This is a genomic window from Lysinibacillus sp. FSL W7-1291, from assembly GCF_038593415.1.
Classification (GTDB): domain Bacteria; phylum Bacillota; class Bacilli; order Bacillales_A; family Planococcaceae; genus Lysinibacillus; species Lysinibacillus fusiformis_D.
The window spans coordinates 752,923-776,325 of record NZ_CP151994.1; the positions used below are offsets into that span (position 1 = coordinate 752,923).

Here is a 23,403-nt window from a genome sequence, read left to right on the forward strand (position 1 = left end):
TATTGTATGGAAAAAAGGGAAGTGAGTAAAGTGGATCGAGAGCCACGCTTGTTTATAAAATCACCATCATATTTTTTAAATATTTCTAAGGCGTTACATGAACTTGATTTGGATGAAAGTACATCCGTATATGTAAGGGACAACATTTTCGATGAGCAAACAGTTGATGGGAAAGAAGATATCGTAGAAGATGTACAAATAGATCCGTACTTACTAAAACAACTTCAATTTTTAGAAAAGCCATTTCGTCAGAGGGCCTATCAGCCATTATTAGTTTGCTTAAAAGATGGTAGAAAATTAACTGGAACTGCCTCAGAAGTACAGAGTGATTCTTTAATGCTAACGTCATTAGAATTAAAAACACAGGAAATCATTCATTTTGAAGAGATACAACAAATACTGTGGCGTGGAAGAAAATTGCCAACATTATAAAAAAAGTGTACAGCAGAGGATGCTGTACACTTTTTTTTATGTGTGTGTGTCAAAGGTGAAAGAAATTAATCACAAATCCCTAAGTCAACATCAGCGATACATTGTACAGCGCAGAAACAAGATAAATCTACAGTAATACAGCTATCTGTTGAGTTCCAGTCATCTACTTTACAGATTTTCTTCATGTTTACGCAACAGCCGTCACGACTTAATAAGTCTACTGTACTTTCACTAGAGTCAAATGTACATAATGGCTCTAAAACACGTAAAGTTGCACAGCACTCATCAAACATATCTTCTACACGGAAGAATACGGATGTACAAATACAAGGATCTGCTGTTGGAGAGTTAAAGAATGCTTTGAAAGGAGTACCATCTTTTGTAATTAACATGAATACACGTGTATCTGCTTGAGAGCGTGCAGGACTAACAATTCCGCCTAGTGGTTCTAAGAAACAGTTCGCTGTACATGGAGAACACTCATCTCGCACCGCTTGATTTTGAATATCTAAAATAGCGCGAACTACGTCACAAACGCAGCCTGCTGAATGGATTGGTCCAATAGGATTTGTTGGCTTACCACAACCCATATTGTCACCTCCTTTCCTTGTTACTACTTCTACAATATGTACTTTTGAAAAATGGACTCGGGCTTTCGTATATATCTTCGAATGAATAGTTTTTTTATGTGTGGAGAAACTGTAAAGAAAAGGAGGGGAAAACATTTGAGGCTACTAGGAATGACATTACCTCTCTTAGTCGTTTTATCGCTGTTAAATGGTTGTGCTGAAAAAGAAAAATTTATTGTCTATGGGTCGCCACAAAATGAAAGTGAAGTCGAAGCCCTTATAAAAGAAGAAGACTATGTTGAACGATCAACGGTTATCCAATATGACGATAGTATGCTTGTTGCAGTACAAATCAAACCATGGGAAAAGTGGAAAAAGACTAAGCTAGAGAAAAAATTGCAAAAGAAATTTGATGAGAAATATCCAAACAAAGATGTATTTGTCTCAGCTGATTATAAAATTTTTTATGAAGCCAATAAAATAAAAAAGGATCAGATTGAAGATAATAAATTGAGCGATAAAATTACAAAACTAAAAGAGCTTGCAAAGGAGCAGACATAAATGGAAAAAGAACAATACCAACAGTTAGAGCAATATGTTACACCAAAGCCCCCTTATTTAAAGAATATAGCTAAGGCATTCTTTGTTGGTGGACTGATTTGTGCAATTGGTCAAGCTGTGTCCCTTTTTTATATTATTTTTTTCAATTTTACGGAAGCAACAGCAGGAAATCCAACTGTTGCCACAATGGTATTCTTTGCCATGATTTTAACAGGCTTGGGCCTTTATAAAAAAATTGGTCAATTTGCTGGAGCAGGCTCAGCAGTTCCAGTAACAGGCTTTGGTAATGCCGTTATTTCTGCGGCTATCGAACATCGGTCAGAAGGGTTGGTACTGGGCGTCGGTGGCAATTTATTTAAATTGGCAGGGTCAGTTGTATTATTTGGAGTAGTATCTGCATTTTTCGTTGCTCTCATTAAATATATCCTTGTGACGATAGGAGTGGTTTCATGGTAATCGTTTTTCAATCGAAACCATCTCTTTTAGCTGGTGGAGTAGTAGCTGGCCCATTGGAGAATCGCAGTATTTTTAGTCAGTATTTTGACTCGGTCTATGATGATGAACGATGGCAGATGAAAACAAATGAACAGGGGCATCGCAAAATGATCGAAGAGGCCTGTGAATTTGCTATGAAAAAATTGGGCATACAAAACGGAGATATTGATTATTTAATGGGTGGGGATTTGGTTAATCAAATGACACCGACCAATTTTGCAGCTAGAGATTTAGAAATCCCCTTTATTGGATTATTTTCGGCTTGTGCAACATCTGTATCCTCTGCCATTATTGCATGCCTATTAACAGAGTTAGGTGTGGCTAATTTTTCATTAGCTGGTGCCTCAAGTCAGCATAATTCCATTGAACGTCAATTTCGTTATCCCATCAATTATGGTGCTCAAAAACCTCAAACTGCACAATGGACTGTGACAGCTGCAGGCTATGCCCTTATTGGAAAGCATCGTGAGGAGTATCCTTCTATAGAAGCAGCAACGATAGGCAAGTCAGTTGACTATGGCATGGATGATCCTTTCCATATGGGTGCAGCGATGGCACCAGCCGCCTTTCAAACGATTCAATCTCACCTACAGCAAAGAAACCAAAAAATTTATCATTATGATTTAATTTTAACGGGTGATTTAGGTCAGCTTGGATTAAAGCTGTTGAAAGGAATGCTTGTGGAAAATGGTGTGAAGAATGAAGAGCTAACGTTATTACGTGATGCAGGTGCCGAATTTTATGGACAGGATGAAGCATTCCAATCTGGTGCAAGTGGAGCAGGCTGTTCGGCGGCTGTTTTTTTTAGTTATGTTATTCAACAAATGCGCGCAGGGAGTTATAAACGAGTATTACTTGTGGCAACAGGGGCATTATTATCGCCGCTATCCTATCAACAAGGCGAGACGATTCCATGTACGGCACATGCGATAGAAATTACAATGAAATGAGGCAAAAACCATGGTTATGACATTTGTATTTGCATTTATTATTGGAGGCATTATTTGCGTCATAGGCCAATTATTAATGGATGTTGGCAATTTAACACCGGGACACACACTAAGTACGTTGGTTGTCCTCGGTGCCGTATTGGATGGTATGGGTTTATATGAGCCACTAATCAATTTTGCTGGAGCAGGAGCTACAGTACCCATTACATCCTTCGGGAATTCATTAACTCATGGGGCATTGGCGGAAGCAGAAAAGCATGGACTTGTTGGCGTATTAACAGGCATGTTCGAAGTAACAAGCTCAGGGATCAGTGCTGCTATCGTATTTGGCTTTATCGGTGCATTAATTTTTAAACCAAAAGGAAATATTGACTAGACGAATACCCCTCCCATTTTTACAACCGAAACATATTATAGGTTGTAGAAGGGAGGGGTGCTTTTATGGGATATCAAGGCTGGTCCTCACAACCTTATGGAAATAATGTTGGTGGGTGGAACAATAGCTATTGCGGAGGTTACTCTGGAGGCGGCAACAACTATGGCTATGGTTCTACGTTTGTTCTAATTGTTGTCCTATTCATTCTATTAATTATTGTTGGCGCTACTTACATCTAATTTGATGAACATAAAGGCTTTAGCTTCTATTTAGGACTATCTAAATAAGGTTAAGGCCTCCACCATTTGCGAAATGTTTCGTGCAAGACGCAAGGTCAATTTGAGTTTTAATGATAGGAGGGAAAACATGCATCGCTCGTTTTTTAATTCGATTGAGCAAAAAACAGGTGTATCGATGGATGAAATCTTCGCATTAGCCAATGCCATTCAACATGCGGATTTTACCAGTGAAAAACAAGTAAGAAAAATTGTAAGACGTGTAGCTAAAATTTCTAACAGATCGATTACGCAAGAGTTGGAAGATAAACTTGTACAATCTATTATTCAAGATGGCGCATCACTAGATTTAGATAAAATCACTAGAATGATGAAGTAGCGTATGGCATATCTACTTGGCAATGTAGCTTGTTACGATGGAGTAGATAAATGGTGGCAAGCGAATTCGTGTCTATTTAAAAAGGGTGTTACGACAATGCGCAATGCATATCGTAACACCCTTTGATTACATTTTTTTCTTCATAGCACGATGTGGAATACCTGCATCCATAAACTCAGGAGAGGTAACTGTAAATCCAAGCTTTTCGTAGAAGGGAATGGCATAGCTTTGTGCATGCAATTTTAATATTTCCTTGTTGATAGAAATGGCATGCTTCTCCATTTCCTTCATCATTAAAGCTCCTAATTTTTTGCCACGCTGAGATTGTAAAATACAAACACGTTCAATTTTAGCTGTTGTGCCGTCAATACTACGTAAACGTGCTGCTCCTACTGGTTCAACGTTATCATACATAATGAAATGTGTTGCAGTGGCATCCTCAGCATCACATTCTAGATGAAGCGGAACACCCTGCTCTTCAACAAATACCTTTTGCCGAATAGCAAAGGCATCATCGTGTTCTTGCTTTGTTTCAACAATTTTCACCTGATACAAGAATCACTCAGCTCCAGACAAACGGAATGTTTCATATGTTGTCCATGAGCCATCTTCTAATTGATATAAAAGATGGATGCGATCAATTGTATCCTTTTCATCAACGCCAGTCATGCGTAATTGTCCAAAGATATCGTCATGCTCAGAAGCTGACATTTTTTGAGCGATTGTAATATGAGGAACAAATACATGTTTCATTTCCCCATGAGGGATGTTGTCTTGAAGTTCATGTTGGAATGCTACTAATTGTTCAGTTGGTTCAATGCGGAAGTAAATCGCATTTGTTGTAGGGAAAAACGAACTTATGCGAGATGCATGAATGTTTAAAGGTGCATATTTAGCAGCAAGTTCATCCAATTGCTTGACGATGGTTTGAATTTCTTCTTCAGATGCATCGAAGCTGTCCTTTAACGTCATATGCGGTGTAATCTTTGCATAATGAGGATCATAACGTTTGCGATAAGTGTTTGCTAAATCTTGCAATTTTTTTGATGGAAATGCCACAATACCGTACTTCATAGTCCATTACCTCCCGAAAATAAACAATTTTTCTATTTAAGTATAACAGAAATTTCAATTTTCGTAATTTGAATCACCCAATATTAATTGAAATTTTCAATTAAAGCACGTCGAAGGTCTGGTTTCCAATATTTCCATGTATGATTGCCTTCGAACTCGTCATAAAATGTAGTGAACCCTTTACTAATCATGAGCTCATGTAATTGACGGTTAGGTGTTAAAAAGTCTTTGATGGTTTTATCCATTGTCACTACCTGATCTTCGCCCTTACCTACTATATGGTAGATAGAAATCGCGCCAGGATCTTTAAATTTTTCAACAGCCTGTAAGACATCCTCATCAACATATGGTGATTGTAAAATGACTTTGCCAAAGATGCTTGGGTACTTTAGGGCAGCCATTAAGGAAGCAGTGGCAGCCATAGAGTCTCCAATGACGCCACGACTCATACCCATTTGGTAAGTGGCATATTCATTGTCTAAATAGGGTACTAGCTCATGAGCTAAAAAGCGTAGATAGGCTTCGTGTTGCTCACCGCTTGGAATATATTTATGACGTCGATCTTTAATATCTTTGTAAGGAACAAATGCTATAATTAAATTTTCGATTTCATAGTCATCAATCAGTTCATCAGCTAGCTTTGTAATGCCGCCGAGTTGGAAATAATCTTTACCGTCTGATGCGATTAAAATATTGTATTTATAAAGTGGAGAATAATTTGCAGGAACATAAATATAGAGCTGTAATTCTTCCTGTAATGCTTCACTATAAAATGTTAAATCCTGTACTGTTCCCTTATCCAATGATGACACTCCTTCTTGTGTTTGTAACAAAATTGTACCATATTACGAAAGTAAAGGTATAATAGGTTGGGCTAGCTTTATACTAGCAATAAAAATCGAAATGAGGGTTAATTATGCATAATAAAAGTATTCGTGTGCACTCTGACGAAGTAGCAAAGGCAGCTCAAGCCGCGTTAATTCGTAGAGGTGTAGCGATAGAGGATATCGCAAAAATTGTTTACGAAATGCAAAAAACCTATAATGAAGGTTTAACACTGGAGCATTGTGTTCATTCTGTTGAACGTGTTTTACGTAAGCGAGAAGTACAGCATGCTTTATTAGTAGGAATTGAATTAGATGAACTAGCAGAGAAAAAATTATTATCTTCACCACTGCAACAAATTATCGAATCGGATGAGGGGTTATTTGGTGTAGACGAAACAATCGCACTAGGATCTGTTTTTACATATGGCAGTATCGCCGTTACCACTTTTGGTCATTTAGACAAGCAAAAAATAGGGATTATTAAAAAACTCGATACAGAACCTGGACATCATGTCAACACATTCTTAGATGATTTAGTTGGCAGTATAGCAGCTTCAGCGGCTTCACGTATTGCACACCGCATGCGTGATCTAGAAGAGGAAGGCGAAACATTTGCTGATATCGAGCCTGAAGAGCTAGGACCAAAACCAAAATCACATAATGAAATATAAAATGAGTTTCTACTATTAAAAATGAGCCTTCTCAATTTTGAGAAGGCTTTCATGTTGTTGAAAAAAGATCATGTCAAAGGCAGAAAAAGCAAATTTGCAAGGTAAGAGGTTGATTTCTGTTCCGCCAGCGCCCTTTCCAGGGGGCGTCCGATGAGCCGCTTCACTCACTTACGCTCGCTCCAGGGTCTCATCTGTGATGCTAAATCCCCTAGGAGTGACGCTGGCTCCACTCCAATCAACCATTCTGCAAAGTGTCTTTACTTTTTTTCATAGTAATATAGCGATTAAATAGCCCATTATTTTTAGAGGGAATAAGCTCTTATTTTCAATGTGGGGAAGTGATGTGTGACAACACCTCTCCATAAAGAGTAGTGAAGACCTTCGCCTTATTTGAAAACCTTTGCTAAAAAGGTAATACTCTTGTAGGTTGGAGTGGAGGCTACTTGACTCCCGTGGGATAACGAGACAGGCGAGCCTCTAAACGGAGCGATAGCGGAGGAAGCGGCTCGGGGCGCTCGCCCACAGGAAAGCAAGTAGCCTGCAACGGAAATCCATTTCTACCTTCCAATTGACTGTTTTGTTTTTCAACACTAAGTGAGCCTTCTCAAATTTTGAGAAGGCTCAAATTAGTATTACTTATTATCGTTATATGCTTTTACAAATTCTTTTACTTTCTCGCTATCTGCCTCCAGTTTTAAACCAGTATCGATTAATGGAGATACTGTGGATACAGCTGGTTTTTTATTGCCTTGGTAATAGCTAATGAATTCGTCTTGGTTAATGGAGTATAGGATTGCTTTACGTAAATCTGCTGAATCAGAAACTGCACGTCCAGACGTATTCATTTGTAAGTAAGACACAGCATTACTATCTGCCGTATTTAATGTTAATTTAGCGTCTGATTTCACAATATCCAACTTCGTTTCTGGAACTGTTTGAAGAACATGTATTTCACCATTACGTAATGCAGATAGTGCACTATCAACATCAGAGATAAATCGAACATTAATTTTGGCGATTTTTGGTTCATATTCGCTACCTGCACGGTAAGCAGGGTTTTTCACGAATTGTGCTTCATAATCATTTTTCTTCACTAAAATGTAAGGACCACTTGCATATAGCTGATTGTTAAATGTTGCTGAACCTTCTGTTATAGTAGCTTGATCACCATAGGCAATGTCTTTATCAGGATCATAGCTAGCCACGTCATACGTATTAATGCTTGTTACTTGTTTTTCAGATACGATACCACCAGATTGGTGTGCTAAATAATTTAATACTTGTGGGAATGGAGTTGGCGTTGTAATTTTAACAACTTGGTATGCACCTGCTGCATTATGAACAGCACCTTTTTCCTTTGTTAATTGTGCTATTGAAGCAGGTAGGTTTTGTGATAATGCATCTAACACTGATTGCTCAGAGCCTGCTACTTTTTTGCTTTGTAATTCAGCTAAATCAGAAACAATTTCCACTGTTTCTATATTTTCATGAATGCTATAAGTACGATGATCTGGTACTGAATTAGCATCTTTTGCACGATTTAATGAGAAGACAACATCTTCAGCTGACACTAATTCACCTGTATCAACTGCTGCACCATCTTTCACAGCTGCAAAGTGGATATCATCACGTAAAATGAAGTAATATTCTTGATTACCTTCAGCCATTACATGGTTATAAGATAATGAACCATCTGAAACAACTTCATCTGTATCTGTTAAGTTAACAAGACGAACGTACATATTCGTGTTTAATGTATTGATGGAACCATCATTCCCTTTGATTGGGTCAAGTGAAGTAAGGGAGTTGATTGTTTGGTGTAAGATTAAAGGTTCTGTTGCATTTTTAGCCGCATCATTAAATTCAATTTTTTCCCAAACCTGTGCACGAGATTTTGGTAAAAGGACCGTTTTAGGATTTACTAATTCAGAGTAGATCCCTTGATATTTATTGGAAATATATAAAGGCGCAATATAAGCTTGATCGAATACTAGTAATTGCTCTAAATCTTTATATTTAGCTGCTGCTTCTTCACCAGTCAATGTGCTTGCTTCATCGATTAGTGCATCTAATTTTGAATCTGCAACAACACTGTAGTCACCGCCTGTTTTAAATAGACCACGTACAGCATAGTCAGGGTTCCCAGTTACTGTCGTCCAGCTTGAAAGAGCAAGATCATAGTTACCCGCTTCTTTTTGAGCAGAGAATGAACCGTAATCTGGTTGAATATTTAGTTTTACATCAAAACCATTTTTCACCAATTGGTCGCGTACAATATTCATATCTTCTTCAGCAGACGCCATTCCTAATACTTCAATGGCCACTTTGCCATTGCTCTTGTTATTATCTTTTGAATCTTTACTGCCTTCTACGTCAGTTTTTGTTTGTACACAGCCAGCTAAAGCTAGTACTGCAACGAATAAAAATACAAGTAATTTCTTCATAGTTACCTCCAATTAATTTGTTTTTGGATCTAAAGCATCTCGTAAACCATCTCCTAAGAAGTTAAAGGAGAGGACAAGAAGCATAATACAAAGACCTGGGAAAATCGCGACATATGAATGTGTCTCCAGGTACGTACTACCAACTTTTAAAATATTGCCCCATTCGGGAATATGTGGCTCAATACCAAGCCCTAAAAAACTTAAACTACTTGTTGAAATAACAGCTCCCCCAATCGTTAAGGTTGCTTTCACAATCATTGGTGCTAATGAATTGGGAACAATATGCTTGAAAATAATAGCAGCATCAGATGCACCTAAAGCTCTAGCTGATTCCACAAATTCAAAATTAGCAAGCTGCATAACATTAGCCCGCATTGTACGAGCATAGGTTGGAATTGCCCCAACACTAAGCGCAATAATGAGGTTCACTGTATTAGCACCAAAGGCAGCGATAATAGCAATAGCTAACAAAATGCCAGGGATAGCATATAAAACATCAAGGCTTCGCATGATGATATTATCAGTGGATTTTCCATAATAGCCTGACAAAGCGCCTAATGTCCCTCCCACAACTGCTGGAATAATCGTTGAGAAAAATCCGACGATTAACGATATTTGTGCACCAAATACAATGCGAGAAAATAAATCTCGTCCGTAATTATCTGTGCCTAGCGGATAGTCCAATGATGGTGTTTGCAGTAACGCACCATAGTTATTTTCTGTAGCAAAATCATAGTCAAAAGTCCAAGAGCTTGTGACGGACAATGAGAACATGAAAATAATGAAGAATAAGCCGAATACAGCCATCGTATTACGTAAAATCTTTTCCCATATTTTTTGCCACTTTTCTATAGAAGACGGATTTGCCTTTCGAGCCTTTTGAATCAGGCTATAGCCTAGTAATGTCGCAAATAGATTACCAGTGAAAGTTGCAAATAGTAATAAAACGCCGGGAATAATCATCCATTTAGGTGCCTCAGTAGCTGTCACATACTTCGTACATAAAATGGCCATCACGATATAAAATAGCGCTAGTACTAAGAAAACACCCATCGCCAGTAAAAAGGTATCCGTTACATATGGTTTAAATATATTCAATGCTGCAATACCAATGATGAATAATTGTGTAATAAAGGCATAGGCTGCAAAAGTATATTCTGCAGATTTTCTTTTCGACACAAGCATAAATGCAAAGGATGTTGAAAAAATATTGCCTGACAATATAGTGATTAACAATGGATAGCCCAGCACTCGAGTGCTTTTTTGAATGTCACCGTGCTTTGCTAAGTCCTTTTTAATTCGTAAATTGATGAAAGCAACATATGCCGTGGTAATAGCATAAATAACAAAAAAGAGTATAATAACTGGTCGCCAGTTATTGGTAGAAAAATTATAGCTATAGGCTAGAAACAAGAAAGAAAACAATAAGGAAAAGACAAAAGTGAAATGAGAATTGACATATTCCTGTGTAATCTTCAAGAGTAGTTTGACATGTAAGATGTTTTTCACAGGTGATCCTCCTTTAAGACTTCTTCATTTTCGAGCGAATGCGTGGATCAAAAAAGGCATACATGATATCAATCAATAAATTGACAATTGAAATAGTAATGGCAATATAAACAACGCCTCCAAGAATGGCCGGAATATCAGGGATAAATTGTTTATCGACGATATAGCTACCAATCCCACTAATGTTGAATACCTTTTCTGTTACAGATGCGCCTCCCAACATACCCCCAAAAAGAAGTCCAATCACCGTAATAATTGGAATCATGGCATTACGAATGGCATGTTTTGAAATGACTTTAAATTCATTTAAGCCTTTTGCTTTTGCTGTAATAATGTAATCCTCATGAATCACCTCAAGCATACTCGACCTTGTCATCCTAGCGATGGATGCTGTAATGGATGTTCCCAAGACGATAATGGGCATGATGAGCGATAACCAATTGTGAGGATTATAGGTCGCTGGAAACCATTGAAGCTTTAAAGCAAACGTTAAAATAAAAATTAAACCTTGCCAAAAGCTTGGGATGGATAAACCGATTAAAGCAATGAACATAAATGTATAATCCAAATATGAATTTGGACGAACAGCTGAAATAATACCGACTGGAATAGCAATGGCGATAGCCATTAACAATGACAATACGGCTATTTCAAGTGTGACAGGAAATTTTGTCGCAATGCTGTGGGTAATATCTTCTTTACCTGCAAAGGATGTTCCTAAATCAAATGTAAATAGGCCAGATAGTGCGTTCCAAAGCTGCGATAAATAAGGCTGATCTAAACCGTGAATACGATTAAAATTCGCAATCTGCTCGGGTGTTGCTTCAACTCCGAGTAGGTTTCTTGCTGGGTCAAATGGTGATAAATACAAAATAGTAAACACCAATGTAGCTACACCAACAATGACAATGAAGCTTTGTAAAAGACGTTCAATAATAAATTGTAGGAACGGATTCGCAAATAAGATAAGTACTACATAAAATAAAACAGCTGGTAGAAAGGTAAGAGCGACAAAGCGTTTGTTTGTTAGTAGCTGATTAAAAAACTGGTTATACGTTAGTTGTTGTATGCCCTCTTTTTGTAAATCTTGATCCACTTGCTGTTGTAGTTTATTTTGAGCTAATTGCTTGGCTGTTGTTTGAATTTGTGACTGTAATACAGTCTCTTTAAAAAAGGTAGCTTTTGCTATTTCTTGTTGTTCAAAGTCCTTTTGCCAGTGAGCAACCAAAGCCTTCTCTAGGTAGTACTGACTACGTAATGCAAAAGCCTGATCATAATTGTTTGAATGTTTTCTTTTCCGATAGATAAAGTATGTAAAGGGATGAACTAAAATACTTAAGAAAAAAAGAATCAAATGGTAAGGCTTTTGATGCATTAGTTTTTGATAAACCGTAGAAAAGAAAATAAATTCCTTAGGTTTTAAATGATTTTTTGAAGTAACCATGCATTTCCTCCAAACGTAAATAAAATATTCAGCATCATATTGTATAATTCCTATCAGTATTGTAAAGTATGGATTATACTTGTAAGTAAGTCAATCACAAATTTTAAAAAGGATGGGTCGAATGAATGAAAAGCTTTTAGAAATCAATAATCTTCGCGTGTCCTTTATCACAGGGGAGACAGAATTCGAAGCTGTTAAGGACGTTAGCTTCCATCTAAATAAAGGTGAAACACTCGGAATTGTAGGAGAGTCTGGAAGTGGAAAAAGTGTAACGGCTCGTTCCATTATGCGTTTATTACCATCGCCGCCTTCATTTCTGAAATCTGGCACTATTGTGTTTAAAGGCCAAGAACTCACGGAATTAAGTGAAAAACAAATGGAAGGGATTCGTGGACAAGATATTAGTATGATCTTTCAGGATCCGATGACATCAACAAACCCTACCATTCGAATAGGAGATCAAGTGGCTGAAAGTTTAATCAAGCATCAGGCCATGTCAAAAACAGAGGCCTACCAACAAACAATTGAATTATTAAAACTGGTTGGTATTCAAGATGCTGAAGAAAGATATCGACAATACCCTCACGAATTCTCAGGTGGTATGCGCCAACGTGTGATGATTGCCATGGCACTTGCTTGTAACCCATCCCTGCTTATTGCGGATGAGCCAACAACAGCACTTGATGTAACGATTCAAGCGCAAATACTGAAATTGATGCGTGATATGCAGAAGAAAATGGGGACGTCTATTGTTTTAATTACACATGACTTAGGCGTAGTTGCAGGTATGTGTGATCGTATCATCGTCATGAAAGAAGGAGAAATTGTTGAACAGGGCACAACGGAAGAGATTTTTGCGAATGCTCAGCATCCGTATACCCAAAAATTATTGAATGCGCTACCAAAGTTGCATGAGAAAAAGCAGCCAAAAGAAATAGCCAATATTCAGTCAGGTATCGATCGTCATAAGCCATTGATTGAGGTGACACATCTGTCGAAGGAATTTTCACTAGGTCGTGGTCAAACGCTAAAAGCAGTCAATGATTTATCCTTCCATATATATCCTGGTGAAACATTGGGCTTGGTTGGTGAATCAGGCTCAGGAAAATCTACTACAGGTCGAACGATTCTTCAGCTTCATCAGCCTACAAATGGAGAGGTTTTATATCAAGGCATACCCGTAACAAGACTAACGAAAAAGCAGTTAAAGGCAATGCGTCGTCATATGCAAATAATTTTCCAAGATCCTTATTCATCGTTAAATCCTCGAAAAAAAATCTTAGATATTATTGGAGAAGCTCTTGATATTCATGGTCTAGTGAAGACACATGAAGAGAGACGACTACGAGTAGAGGAATTGCTTGAGCTTGTTGGTTTAAGGAAAGAACATGCTATGCGTTATCCTCATGAATTTTCAGGGGGGCAACGTCAGCGAATTGGGATTGCTAGAGCATTAGCAGTCGAGCCAAACTTTATTGTTTGTGATGAACCTTTATCAGCACTGGATGTTTCTATTCAAAAGCAGATTGTAGATTTATTAAAGGAATTACAGCAAAAACTTGGTTTAACATATTTATTTATTGCCCATGATCTGTCAATGGTGAAACATATTAGTGATCGTGTTGCGGTCATGTATGGTGGGAAAATTGTTGAATTGGCAGAAAGTGAAGAACTATATACTAATCCACAGCATCCTTATACCCGTGCATTATTACGCTCAATACCTATTCCAGATCCTGCAATAGAGAAGAAGAAATATAATGATGCCGAATATATCGAAGATAAAAAAGTACGCTATGAAGTAGAAAATAGTCAGCTAGTAGAGGTTTCTCCTAACCATTGGGTAGCTGTGACAATGTGATAGCTTGAATGTAGTAGCTTGATATTTTACAATAGAAACATCGTGCAACTTTTTGTTTTCCTAATGATGAGTTGCACAACTTATACCAAGCGTAGGTATAAGCAAAGATGATTAGTTGTGAGGGGCCTACTACATGAAAATGCAAGATATAAAAACATTAATAACAAGTGGTACGATTATTCTGGCTGTAGCATTGTACATGATATTTGGCAGATCACCTGCCGAAGATCAAGATACTAAAACAGTGACAGATCAGCAAGGTACTATTTCAATTGAACAAGTGGAAGAAAAAACAGGAAATAAACGCTTTGAGCTAGACTATATTAAAGCATATGATGGAGATACGATTCAGGCGACAATTAATGGTGAGAAACGAAAAATTCGTCTGTTAATGGTGGATACACCTGAAATGAATTACAACAAAGGCGATGCCCAGCCATATGCTGAACAAGCAAAAGATTACACGATTAATTTATTGGAAAAGGCTAAAAAAATTGAAGCAATCTATGATGTTGGACCAGAAACAGACAATTATGATCGCCTTCTAGCCTATGTTTTTGTAGATGATGTATTATTGCAGGAATCTTTATTAAAGGAAGGTCTTGCAGTTGTACGTTATATTCATAAGCCAAACAACACATTTGAAGATGCATTTAGAGCTATTCAACAAAAAACACAGGATGCAAAATTAAATATTTGGTCACATGATGACTACTTCCAAAATGATGGTTTCCACCCTGAAGTAGTTCAATAAACTAAAAATCCCTTTACTATACGCCTTTTAAAGGGCAATTTCAAAAAAGCTACTGTCTGTATTCTACAGGCAGTAGCTTATGTTGTTGAAAAAAGGTAATGTCAACGGCATAATAAGCAATTTTTTAAGGCGAGGGGTTGATTTCCGCTCCGCCAGCGTCCTTTCCAGGGGGCGTCCGATGAGCCGCTTCACTCACTGCGTTTCGCTCCAGGGTCTCATCTGTGACGCTAAATCCCCTAGGAGTGACGCTGGCTCCACTCCAATCAACCATTCTGCAAAAGTGTCTTTTCCTGAACAAAATAGCCCATTATTTATATTATAAGAGAGGATAGCCTCTTACTTTCAATGTGGAGAAGTGATGTGTGACAACACCCCACCATAAAAGAGTAGTGAATACCTTCACTTTTTTGCTAAAAAGTGAACATTTTTATTTTATGGATTGGAGTGGAAGGCTACTTGACTCCCGTGGGAATAGCGAGATAGGCGAGCCCCTGCACGGAGGAAGCGGCTCGCCGCTCGCCCACAGGAAAGCAAGTAGCCTGCAACGGAAATCCTTTTTCACCTTTCACATAAATTCTATGGATGGTTTTGTTTTTCAACACTATGAGCTACTGTCTGTATTCTACAGGCAGTAGCTTTTTTAATCTAATTCTCTTAAAATCACCAAACCTAATTTTAGCATAATAAGATGTTGGGGTTTTCGTTAGTAGATGTATCCCAAAACAACTAGTTGGATTTGGTCGCTTTCCTTACTCAAAGGGAAGATTAACTAAAGAAGATGAGATGATTATTTCTAAATATATCGATTTCTTAGACTTAACTGATTTAGAGAATAGATATTTAGATGAACTTTCTGGTGGTCAAAGACAAAGGACATATGTAGCGATGGTTTTGTGTCAAGAAACTGAATATGTACTATTGGACGAGCCATTGAACAACCTTGATGTTGCTCGTTCTGTTCAAATCGTTTGCAGTAGCAACTGTCTGTTTTCCGTTCTAGCTTTTAAAATAATTTGTGTTAGTCTGCACACACTATACTACAATAAAGGGATACAGTTTCAGCAACAATTGTTGATGGTCTTCCAATAATATCGAGCAATAGAAACAATGATGAGCCTAGTAACCTTATTTATATTCATTGGAGCAACAATAGTTTATAAAAGTAATTGAGGGTAGATCGTTACTGATTGAACTTTGCTAATAAATATAGTATTTGTTAGCATGAAAAAAGAAGTTAAACAAATTATAAGATTATTGTTGACAAGTTAAATGAAAATGATTATCATTATCATATAAAGAATATTCCTTGACTACAATACAGTGTAGAAAGGATGAACTTTAGCTACTTTTCTCCAGAAGTTTGCTAGTTCATGATTACGCTCCTGAAACCCCCCTCATTTTTTGGGAACGTGAAAATCTCAGACGACTCACCTATTATAGGTGAGTCGTTTTTTTATGTTTTGAGCATAAAAAACAGTCTGTGATAGTAACTCAACAAGCTGTCTCTCATTATTTTTATATAAAAGATACTGCAAAATTAATACTTCAAGCACTAATAAAATATATGAACTAGGTGGTCTACTGAGCCCATATAGTTTTAATTTTCAGGTACTATTTGATATTAGTCAAAATTGGATTATTAAAAACCAAAATATAGAGAGCATCGTTTACATATAGATGATTCATTTCGAAATTTGTTTATTTTTAGAAAAATATTTTAAGAAAATAGAGTAGTAGATTGAGCTATTGAAGAAGTGATATATTTTCTGAATTTTCGGATAGGTCAACTCATATACGTTTTATTTAATTTATACTAGCGAACAAAACCTAGGGTATTGACATATTAAGTGTTAGAATTATATATTTATTCCAGTTGAATTTTTGGAATATTCATTACATTTTTTTACTTTAACTTGTACCTACAACGTGTTGACGTGTAGTGGTGTTGTTATGAATAGTTTAATTTGATTTGTAAACGTTTACGAAATACAGGGGAGCAAGGATAAGAGGGGGAATTACAATGAAAAAAATACGAATTGGTGTAATTGGAGCCGGTTTAAGAGGGGGCTTAGCACAATACTGGCATAAACCTACTGGAGAATCAGAAATAGTAGCATTAGCTGATATCTCTCAAGAACGTTTAGAAAAATTTCAGGAAAAATTCGATACACCATTATTTTTAACAAAGGATTATAAGGAATTATTAACAAGAGATGATATCGACGCAATTGCGGTTTTATCACCAGATTATCTGCATGAAGAACATATTATTACTTGCTTAAGTGCAGGCAAGCATGTATATGCTGAAAAACCATTAGCCATTACTGTGGAAGGGTGCGATCGAATATTAGATGCATGGAAAAAGTCAGGAAAGCATCTAATGGTTGGCTTTAATATGCGTTATATGAGTATGTATCAAACGATGAAAGGCTTAATTGACTCAGGAGCTATTGGAGAATTAAAGGCTATATGGGTACGTCATTTTGTTGGATTCGGCGGTTACTTCTACTACCACGATTGGCATGGTAATTCAAAAAATACAACATCTCTGCTACTTCAAAAAGGCTCACATGATTTAGATGTCATTCATTGGATTTCTGGGAAATATGCAACGAAAGTCTCTGCATTTGGTAGCTTAGATTATTATGGTGGAAATCAGCCAAATACGTTAACGTGTCCGACATGTGACCAGAAAAAAACTTGTCCAGAATATGTTGAACATACATTTACGGAATGTGCATTCCGTGAAGAAATTGATGTAGAGGATAATAATATGGTCATTATGGAATTGGAAGGTGGCATAAAAGCTTCTTACTTACAATGTCACTTCACACCAGACTATTCACGAAATTATACATTCATAGGTACGAAAGGGCGTATCGAAAATGATGATATCAATAATAAAATTTATTTAAAAACACGAAAATCAAATTCTTGGGAAGAACTTAGTGATGTTGTTTACGAAATGAAGCCTGAGGAAGGAAGCCATGGTGGGGCTGATCCAAAAATTGCCCAAGATTTTGTAGAACTCATTCTCTACAATAAAGAACCTTTAACAACGCCATTTGCAGGACGAATGAGTGTTGCGGTGGGCTGCGCAGCAACAGAGTCTATTCGTAACGGAGGCAAGGTTATGGAGATCATACAGGAATCTACCATTCTGCAACATTGATAAATTGGGGGTGTAATTATGACGCTTTTAGATAAAACAACTGTTGAGGACAAAACATCTAAAACACAACGTTTTTTCAAAAAGCAATCAAAAGTAAAGAAAAATCACTTGGTAGAGTGGAAAAAATCTATCAAAAAAAATTGGGAGCTTTATTTATTACTAGCTCCTGTCATACTTTACTTTTTGGTTTTTCATTACTATCCACTATATGGGGTGCAAATTGCCTTTAAGGATTTCATTGCTACAAAGGGAATTATGGGAAGTCCGTGGGTAGGGTTTAAGCATTTCGAACGTTTTTTTGATAGTTATTATTTTTGGCGCTTAATAAAAAATACGATAGGGATTGGTGTATTCACTTTACTTATATCTTTCCCAATACCAATCATTATTGCATTGCTATTAAATGAAGTGAAAAGTCTTCGTTTAAAAAAATTTGTACAGACAGTTATTTATGCCCCACATTTTCTATCAACAGTAGTCGTTGTGGGTATGCTGTTACTATTCTTAAAGTCTGATGGGATGATTAATCAAATAATTTTGTTATTTGGGGGTACACCAATTGATTTTATTTCAGAACCAGCATGGTTTAAATCAATATACGTACTATCTGATGTTTGGCAAACGATGGGATGGAGCTCCATCATATATATTGCCGCTTTAGCAGCCGTAGATCCAGCACAGCATGAGGCGGCAATGATAGATGGGGCATCAAAATTCCAAAGAATTATTCATATTAATATTCCTGCGATTATGCCGACTATTGTCATTTTATTTATCTTAAATGTAGGATCTGTCATGGCAATTGGATTTGAGAAGGTATTTTTAATGCAAAATGATTTAAATATGTCGGCATCGGATGTTATATCAACTTTCGTTTATCGTAGCGGGATTTTAGAAGCGCAATATAGCTTTTCAGCAGCTGTTGGCTTATTCAACTCTATCATTAATTTTATCCTCCTTATTATGGTTAATAAAATAGCTAAAAAAGTGAGTGATACAAGTTTATGGTAAAGGAGAGATTGACATGAAAGAATCAAAGGGCGATCGTGCGTTTACACTCTTTAATTATATTTTTTTAACAATTGTAGCAGTTGTTGTTTTGTATCCACTTATTTTTGTTTTAAGTGCTTCCCTTAGTAATCCGGAGTACGTAATCTCGGGGGATATATGGCTATGGCCAAAGGAATTTACGGTGGAGGCCTACCAAAAGGTATTCCAAAATCCAGATATTATGAATGGATTTATCAACACTTTGAAATACACATTCTTTGGAACATTACTAAATATCGTGATGACAATTTGTGCAGCCTACCCTCTTTCTCGTAGACATTTAAAAGGAAAAGGCTTTATTATGGCATTTATGGTTTTCACCATGTTTTTCAGTGGAGGACTAATTCCTACATATTTATTAATTCGTGATTTGGGCATGATTAATACTTTTTGGGTCATGATTATTCCGAACGCGGTAGCTGTATGGAATATCATTATTATGCGGACATTTTTCCAGTCCATTCCATATGAGCTAGAGGAATCTGCCATGATTGATGGCGCAGGGAACTTCCGTATTTTGTGGAGTATTGTTCTACCACTATCATTACCAGTTATGGCAGTCATGGTTTTATTTTACGCTGTAGGACATTGGAACTCTTATTTCCAAGCATTGATTTACTTGCAAGACCAAGATAAGTTTCCACTACAACTTATTCTGAGGCAAATATTAATTCAAGGACAAGCTGACGATATGATTAAAGCGACGTCAGAAAGCTTTTTAGCTCAAAAACTTAGCGTTGAAGGGTTAAAGTACGCAGTTTTAATCGTTGCTAACCTACCAATGTTAATGCTTTATCCATTCTTACAAAGATATTTTGTAAAAGGTGTCATGATTGGTTCATTAAAAGGTTAAAGAATAGGGGCGATTTTAAATGAAAGTGAAAAAAAAGCGTGTTTACGGTTTAGTAACAAGCCTGATGTTAGCTGCAAGTTTGCTAGGAGCATGTTCAGATAATAAAGATAATGGTGGAGAAAAAAGCGGTAATCTAGATCATTTGAATGCAACGGATATGCCTATTACAAAAGAGAAAATTGAAGTAGACGGTTTTGCAGCAAAGTTTTTTGCATCACAAGATTGGAACAATCTAATGTTATGGGAAGAATACGAGAAAATGTCTAACATCCATATTAATTGGACAACTGTTCAGACTGAAGTATTAGCGGACAAAAAGAACTTACTTTTAGCTGCTGGAAATTATCCAGAAATATTTTTTGCATCAGCATTTTCAAAAACTGATTTAATCAAGTATGGACAACAAGGTGTATTCTTACCGTTGAATGATTATATTGATCAATATGCTCCAAATTTTAAAAAACTATTAGAAGAATATCCATCTGTAAAACAAGGTGTGACGATGGCAGATGGCAATATTTATGGCTTCCCAACAATTTACGATCCGAAGTTTTCATCACTTCGCGTCGGAGCTCCATGGATTAACCAGAAATGGCTTGATAATCTAGGTTTACAATCACCTGAAACAACAGAAGACTTGTATAACGTGCTGAAAGCATTTAAAGAGAATGATCCTAATGGCAATGGTTTACAAGATGAACAAGGCTGGGGAACTGGCTATGGTATTGAACAAATTATTTCTTATTTAAGAGGTTCATTTGGCTTGAACAAACAAGGAACGATGAATCTGAATTTAGACTTTAAAAAAGGAACTGAAGAATTCCGTTTCGTGCCAACGACAGACGAATATAAACAATTACTTGAGTTTTTAAATAAACTTTACAAAGAAGGTTTAATCAATAAAGATGTATTTACGACAGAGCCTCAGAAATTTGCGGCAGAAGCAGCTAAAGGGACGTTTGGTATGCTTAGTGAAGTAGACCCGAAAGAGTTATATAAAATAGATGGTTATACTGGTGCACAAGTTTTAGAAGGACCGAATGGGGATAGACAATTTACTGCGATGACTAATGGTCTTGGTAATTTAGGCATGTTTGTTTTAACAGATAAAGCGAAAAATCCTGAAGCGATGGTTCGTTGGATTGATCATTTATATGGTGATGAAGGAGCTAAAATGTTCTTTATGGGCTTTGAAGGTGTCACTTATGAAGAAAATGCGGATGGTACTATTCAATATGTAGAAAATATTACGAATAACCCAGATGGCAAAAACTTAGATCAAGCGATAAGTGATTATTTAACATGGCCAGGCGGCTATTACCCTGGGATTGTAACGAAAAAGTACTTCCAAGGTGCAGAGGCTAAGGAAAATTCTATTAACAATGCTAACCAAGTAATGCCATATGCATTGAAAGATGATGAAATTATTCCAGGATTGAATTACACAGTAGAAGAAAATGATCGAGTGTCAGCCGTTTTAACAGACATTCAAACGTATGTAAATGAAATGACGGCAAGTTTTATTACAGGTAAAGAAAGCTTCGATAAATGGAATGATTATAAGAAAACAATTGAGAAGATGGGCTTACAAGAATATTTGGAAGTAGCACAAGGGGCATATGACCGATCAAAATAATTAGATTTAGATTTCCTTCAAGCTTAATAAGAAGGAGAAGGTCACATAAGCTAAATAGTCACTTTTGATTCCAAGCTTATGTGACCCTCATTCTATAAACCTTCTTTCTAATGACGTGTCTAGTTAGAGAAACCAACTCTTCACACTTAAAATGAAGCATGCACGATATATAGTTGTATGTGAATCGTAGGGAGGTAATGTACTTGGAATTTGAAGGGTGGAAAAGTAAATTATACTGGATTGTAGAGTGGATCACATTGTTAGCAGTGCTACAGATATTATGGACAGGCTTAACTTTGCTTGGACTTGTTTTATTTGGACTATCCCCAGCAACTGTTGCAATGTTTACTACTTTACGTAAAAGATTACTAGGAGAAGATGACTTAAAAAGATTAGTAAAAATATATTGGAATACATATAAAGTCGAATTTATTCCATCTAATAAAATAGGTATTATCTTACTGGGTTTAGGCTACTTTTTAATCATTAATTTTCAGATTATTATAACATTTAATGGCATACTTGGTTTACTTTTGCTAACAATGTTCATCACAATTAGTATGCTATTCGGTATTATTCTAGTGAATATATTTCAACTATATGCCCATTATAATTTACCATCATTACGTTACTTTGCTGCTTCCATCATATTTAGTATTGCGTATCCATTACAGATGATTAGCAGCATTATAGGGCTTGCCATACTATATAAAATTTATAGTTGGATTCCTGGCTTATTACCATTCTTCGGTGTTAGCTTAACTGCATTATTTTTAACTTGGATGTCATCTCATATATTTAAGAAAGAAATTGAAGCAGAGGAACAAACGAATCTACCACAGTATTCTGGTGGAGGGATAACCTCATGAATAAAATATGGATTATTAATGCTAATATCGTTTTGGAAAATCAAATTTTAAATAACGGATTTCTAGAAATGTCGGGAGGGAAAATTACAGTAATTGATCAAATGGATAATTGTCCTTCACTAGCTTCGATAGAGAATGTAATAGACTGTCAGCTAAAAGGTTATATAATCCCTGGAATGATCGATATCCATGTACATGGTGCTTTAGGACATGATTTTATGGATGCTGATCAAATTTGTTATTCGAAAATGGCGAAGTATTTAGCTAGTGAAGGCATAACAGCTTTTTTAGCAACAACGATGACAGCTCCTATGTCAGAGATTGAAGCTACTATTGAGGAACTTTCTTCTTATTATAAAAACCAACCTACAGCAGTAGCTGAAATGTTAGGAATTCATTTAGAAGGTCCATTTATTAATGGGGCAAAAAAAGGAGCCCAACCAGAAGAGTATATCTTAAAGCCAAATGTTCAACAATTTAATGATTTATACGATAAGTCTCAACAATCCATTCGTCTTGTCACATTTGCACCTGAGGAAGATAGCAATTTCGAATTACTAAAAGAATTGACTAGTAAGGGAATTATTGCATCTATTGGTCATTCTGACGCTGACTATCATACGGCAATCCATGCATTAAAAGCTGGTATCACTCATGCAACACATCTATTTAATGGTATGAGTGGACTTCATCATCGTGATCCAGGTGTTGTTGGAGCAGTGCTTTTAGCTGAAGATGTGTATGTTGAGGTAATTCCAGATAATATTCATTTCCATAAAGATTTACTACCAATGGTTTACAAAATGACGGGCTTAGATCGTTTATTAGTCATTACAGATGGTATACGTGCAAAGGGGATGCCAGATGGTATGTATAGTTTAGGTGGAAATGAAGTAGAAGTAATCAATAATCAATGTATTCAACGTAAAACAGGATCCTTAGCTGGAAGTGTGTTGAATATGAATACAGCAAGGAAAAACATAGAAGAGTGGCTTACACTTTCAATCGTTGAACAAATGCGTCTTGTTTCTTTGAATCAAGCAGTACATTTAGGGTTCGATAAGCGAAAAGGGTCTATTGCACTAGGAAAAGATGCAGATGTTGTTTGGTTGAATGAAGAAGGAGAAGTGGAGAAAACTTTTTGCTTAGGGAATCTTGCCTTTGAGAAGGGTTGATATATCAATAGGCATCTTTTTATATAGATGGTATATTGATTACAAAACCTAGAGAAGGAAGGAAAA

Annotated in this window: 23 protein-coding genes and 1 pseudogene; 17 read left to right on the forward strand and 7 right to left on the reverse strand. The window is 36.5% G+C overall.

Annotated elements, in window-relative coordinates; genetic code table 11:
- The first annotated feature begins 30 nt into the window (after positions 1–30).
- A complete protein-coding gene (locus NST76_RS03455; RefSeq protein ID WP_230593938.1) occupies positions 31–432 on the forward strand; it encodes a hypothetical protein in 402 nt (133 codons plus the stop codon).
- A 65-nt stretch (positions 433–497) separates the two neighbouring features.
- Here NST76_RS03455 and NST76_RS03460 read toward each other — a convergent pair whose 3' ends face one another.
- Entirely contained in the window at positions 498–1,022 is a 525-nt protein-coding gene (locus NST76_RS03460; protein ID WP_008174263.1) for a CotY/CotZ family spore coat protein, read from the reverse strand.
- Positions 1,023–1,157: 135 nt separating this feature from the next.
- Here NST76_RS03460 and NST76_RS03465 point away from each other — a divergent pair, with 135 nt between their 5' ends.
- The 6 genes from NST76_RS03465 (at position 1,158) to NST76_RS03490 (ending at position 3,998) form a co-directional block, all read left to right on the forward strand.
- The gene (locus NST76_RS03465; RefSeq protein WP_230593937.1) at positions 1,158–1,562 is read left to right on the forward strand and encodes a YhcN/YlaJ family sporulation lipoprotein; all 405 of its coding nucleotides are present in this window, start codon (positions 1,158–1,160) and stop codon (positions 1,560–1,562) included.
- On the forward strand, positions 1,563–2,018 hold the full coding sequence (spoVAC, locus tag NST76_RS03470; RefSeq protein ID WP_036126638.1) for a stage V sporulation protein AC: 456 nt from the start codon (positions 1,563–1,565) through the stop codon (positions 2,016–2,018). It abuts the gene before it with no gap.
- A complete protein-coding gene (locus NST76_RS03475) occupies positions 2,012–3,007 on the forward strand; it encodes a stage V sporulation protein AD (RefSeq protein ID WP_036126636.1) in 996 nt (331 codons plus the stop codon). The genes spoVAC and NST76_RS03475 overlap by 7 nt, the downstream gene beginning before the upstream one ends.
- Before the next feature lie 16 nt (positions 3,008–3,023).
- Positions 3,024–3,383 carry a stage V sporulation protein AE gene (spoVAE, locus tag NST76_RS03480; RefSeq protein WP_170829916.1) on the forward strand — a complete coding sequence of 120 codons (360 nt, stop codon included), beginning with the start codon at positions 3,024–3,026 and terminating at the stop codon, positions 3,381–3,383.
- Between the two features lie 65 nt (positions 3,384–3,448).
- Positions 3,449–3,622 carry a YjcZ family sporulation protein gene (locus NST76_RS03485; protein WP_080717135.1) on the forward strand — a complete coding sequence of 58 codons (174 nt, stop codon included), beginning with the start codon at positions 3,449–3,451 and terminating at the stop codon, positions 3,620–3,622.
- Positions 3,623–3,749: 127 nt separating this feature from the next.
- Complete coding sequence (locus NST76_RS03490) at positions 3,750–3,998, forward strand: stage VI sporulation protein F (RefSeq protein ID WP_036126630.1); 249 nt, start codon at positions 3,750–3,752, stop codon at positions 3,996–3,998.
- Between the two features lie 126 nt (positions 3,999–4,124).
- Here NST76_RS03490 and NST76_RS03495 read toward each other — a convergent pair whose 3' ends face one another.
- From NST76_RS03495 to NST76_RS03505, 3 genes are all read right to left on the reverse strand, one after another.
- Entirely contained in the window at positions 4,125–4,553 is a 429-nt protein-coding gene (locus tag NST76_RS03495) for a GNAT family N-acetyltransferase (protein WP_058844599.1), read from the reverse strand.
- 3 nt (positions 4,554–4,556) lie between these two features.
- Complete coding sequence (locus NST76_RS03500; protein ID WP_036126625.1) at positions 4,557–5,072, reverse strand: YjcG family protein; 516 nt, start codon at positions 5,070–5,072, stop codon at positions 4,557–4,559.
- Positions 5,073–5,155: 83 nt separating this feature from the next.
- On the reverse strand, positions 5,156–5,875 hold the full coding sequence (locus NST76_RS03505; protein WP_058844600.1) for an alpha/beta hydrolase-fold protein: 720 nt from the start codon (positions 5,873–5,875) through the stop codon (positions 5,156–5,158).
- 113 nt (positions 5,876–5,988) lie between these two features.
- On the opposite strand from NST76_RS03505, the gene NST76_RS03510 reads away from it, so the two are divergent.
- Positions 5,989–6,570, forward strand: a complete 582-nt coding sequence (locus tag NST76_RS03510; protein WP_036126573.1) for a phosphatidylglycerophosphatase A — start codon at positions 5,989–5,991, stop codon at positions 6,568–6,570.
- A 632-nt stretch (positions 6,571–7,202) separates the two neighbouring features.
- On the opposite strand, the gene NST76_RS03515 is transcribed toward NST76_RS03510, so the two are convergent.
- The 3 genes from NST76_RS03515 to NST76_RS03525 are packed head-to-tail and all read right to left on the reverse strand — an operon-like array spanning position 7,203 to position 11,967.
- Complete coding sequence (locus NST76_RS03515) at positions 7,203–9,014, reverse strand: ABC transporter substrate-binding protein (RefSeq protein ID WP_036126570.1); 1,812 nt, start codon at positions 9,012–9,014, stop codon at positions 7,203–7,205.
- Positions 9,015–9,026: 12 nt separating this feature from the next.
- Positions 9,027–10,523, reverse strand: a complete 1,497-nt coding sequence (locus NST76_RS03520) for an ABC transporter permease (RefSeq protein ID WP_342544633.1) — start codon at positions 10,521–10,523, stop codon at positions 9,027–9,029.
- A 13-nt stretch (positions 10,524–10,536) separates the two neighbouring features.
- On the reverse strand, positions 10,537–11,967 hold the full coding sequence (locus NST76_RS03525; protein WP_342535345.1) for an ABC transporter permease: 1,431 nt from the start codon (positions 11,965–11,967) through the stop codon (positions 10,537–10,539).
- Between the two features lie 121 nt (positions 11,968–12,088).
- Between NST76_RS03525 and NST76_RS03530 the strand changes: the two genes are divergently transcribed.
- From NST76_RS03530 to nagA, 9 genes and pseudogenes are all read left to right on the forward strand, one after another.
- On the forward strand, positions 12,089–13,828 hold the full coding sequence (locus NST76_RS03530) for an ABC transporter ATP-binding protein (RefSeq protein WP_342504101.1): 1,740 nt from the start codon (positions 12,089–12,091) through the stop codon (positions 13,826–13,828).
- A gap of 133 nt (positions 13,829–13,961) precedes the next feature.
- Positions 13,962–14,582: a thermonuclease family protein gene (locus tag NST76_RS03535; RefSeq protein ID WP_340809962.1), complete on the forward strand. Its 621-nt coding sequence runs from the start codon at positions 13,962–13,964 to the stop codon at positions 14,580–14,582.
- A gap of 720 nt (positions 14,583–15,302) precedes the next feature.
- Positions 15,303–15,551, forward strand: a pseudogene (locus NST76_RS03540) (ATP-binding cassette domain-containing protein); the annotation flags it as partial.
- Between the two features lie 1,051 nt (positions 15,552–16,602).
- The gene (locus tag NST76_RS03545) at positions 16,603–17,754 is read left to right on the forward strand and encodes a Gfo/Idh/MocA family oxidoreductase (RefSeq protein ID WP_271912430.1); all 1,152 of its coding nucleotides are present in this window, start codon (positions 16,603–16,605) and stop codon (positions 17,752–17,754) included.
- Positions 17,755–17,772: 18 nt separating this feature from the next.
- Positions 17,773–18,765, forward strand: coding sequence for an ABC transporter permease subunit (locus tag NST76_RS03550; protein ID WP_342535346.1), 993 nt, complete (start codon positions 17,773–17,775; stop codon positions 18,763–18,765).
- Positions 18,766–18,778: 13 nt separating this feature from the next.
- Entirely contained in the window at positions 18,779–19,657 is an 879-nt protein-coding gene (locus NST76_RS03555) for a carbohydrate ABC transporter permease (protein ID WP_036126512.1), read from the forward strand.
- A gap of 19 nt (positions 19,658–19,676) precedes the next feature.
- Positions 19,677–21,293 (forward strand): extracellular solute-binding protein, encoded by a 1,617-nt coding sequence (locus NST76_RS03560; RefSeq protein ID WP_082673726.1) that lies wholly within the window; start codon positions 19,677–19,679, stop codon positions 21,291–21,293.
- Positions 21,294–21,490: 197 nt separating this feature from the next.
- Entirely contained in the window at positions 21,491–22,162 is a 672-nt protein-coding gene (locus NST76_RS03565) for a DUF624 domain-containing protein (protein ID WP_058844173.1), read from the forward strand.
- Positions 22,159–23,337: an N-acetylglucosamine-6-phosphate deacetylase gene (gene nagA / locus NST76_RS03570; RefSeq protein WP_089931848.1), complete on the forward strand. Its 1,179-nt coding sequence runs from the start codon at positions 22,159–22,161 to the stop codon at positions 23,335–23,337. The genes NST76_RS03565 and nagA overlap by 4 nt, the downstream gene beginning before the upstream one ends.
- Positions 23,338–23,403 lie beyond the last annotated feature (66 nt).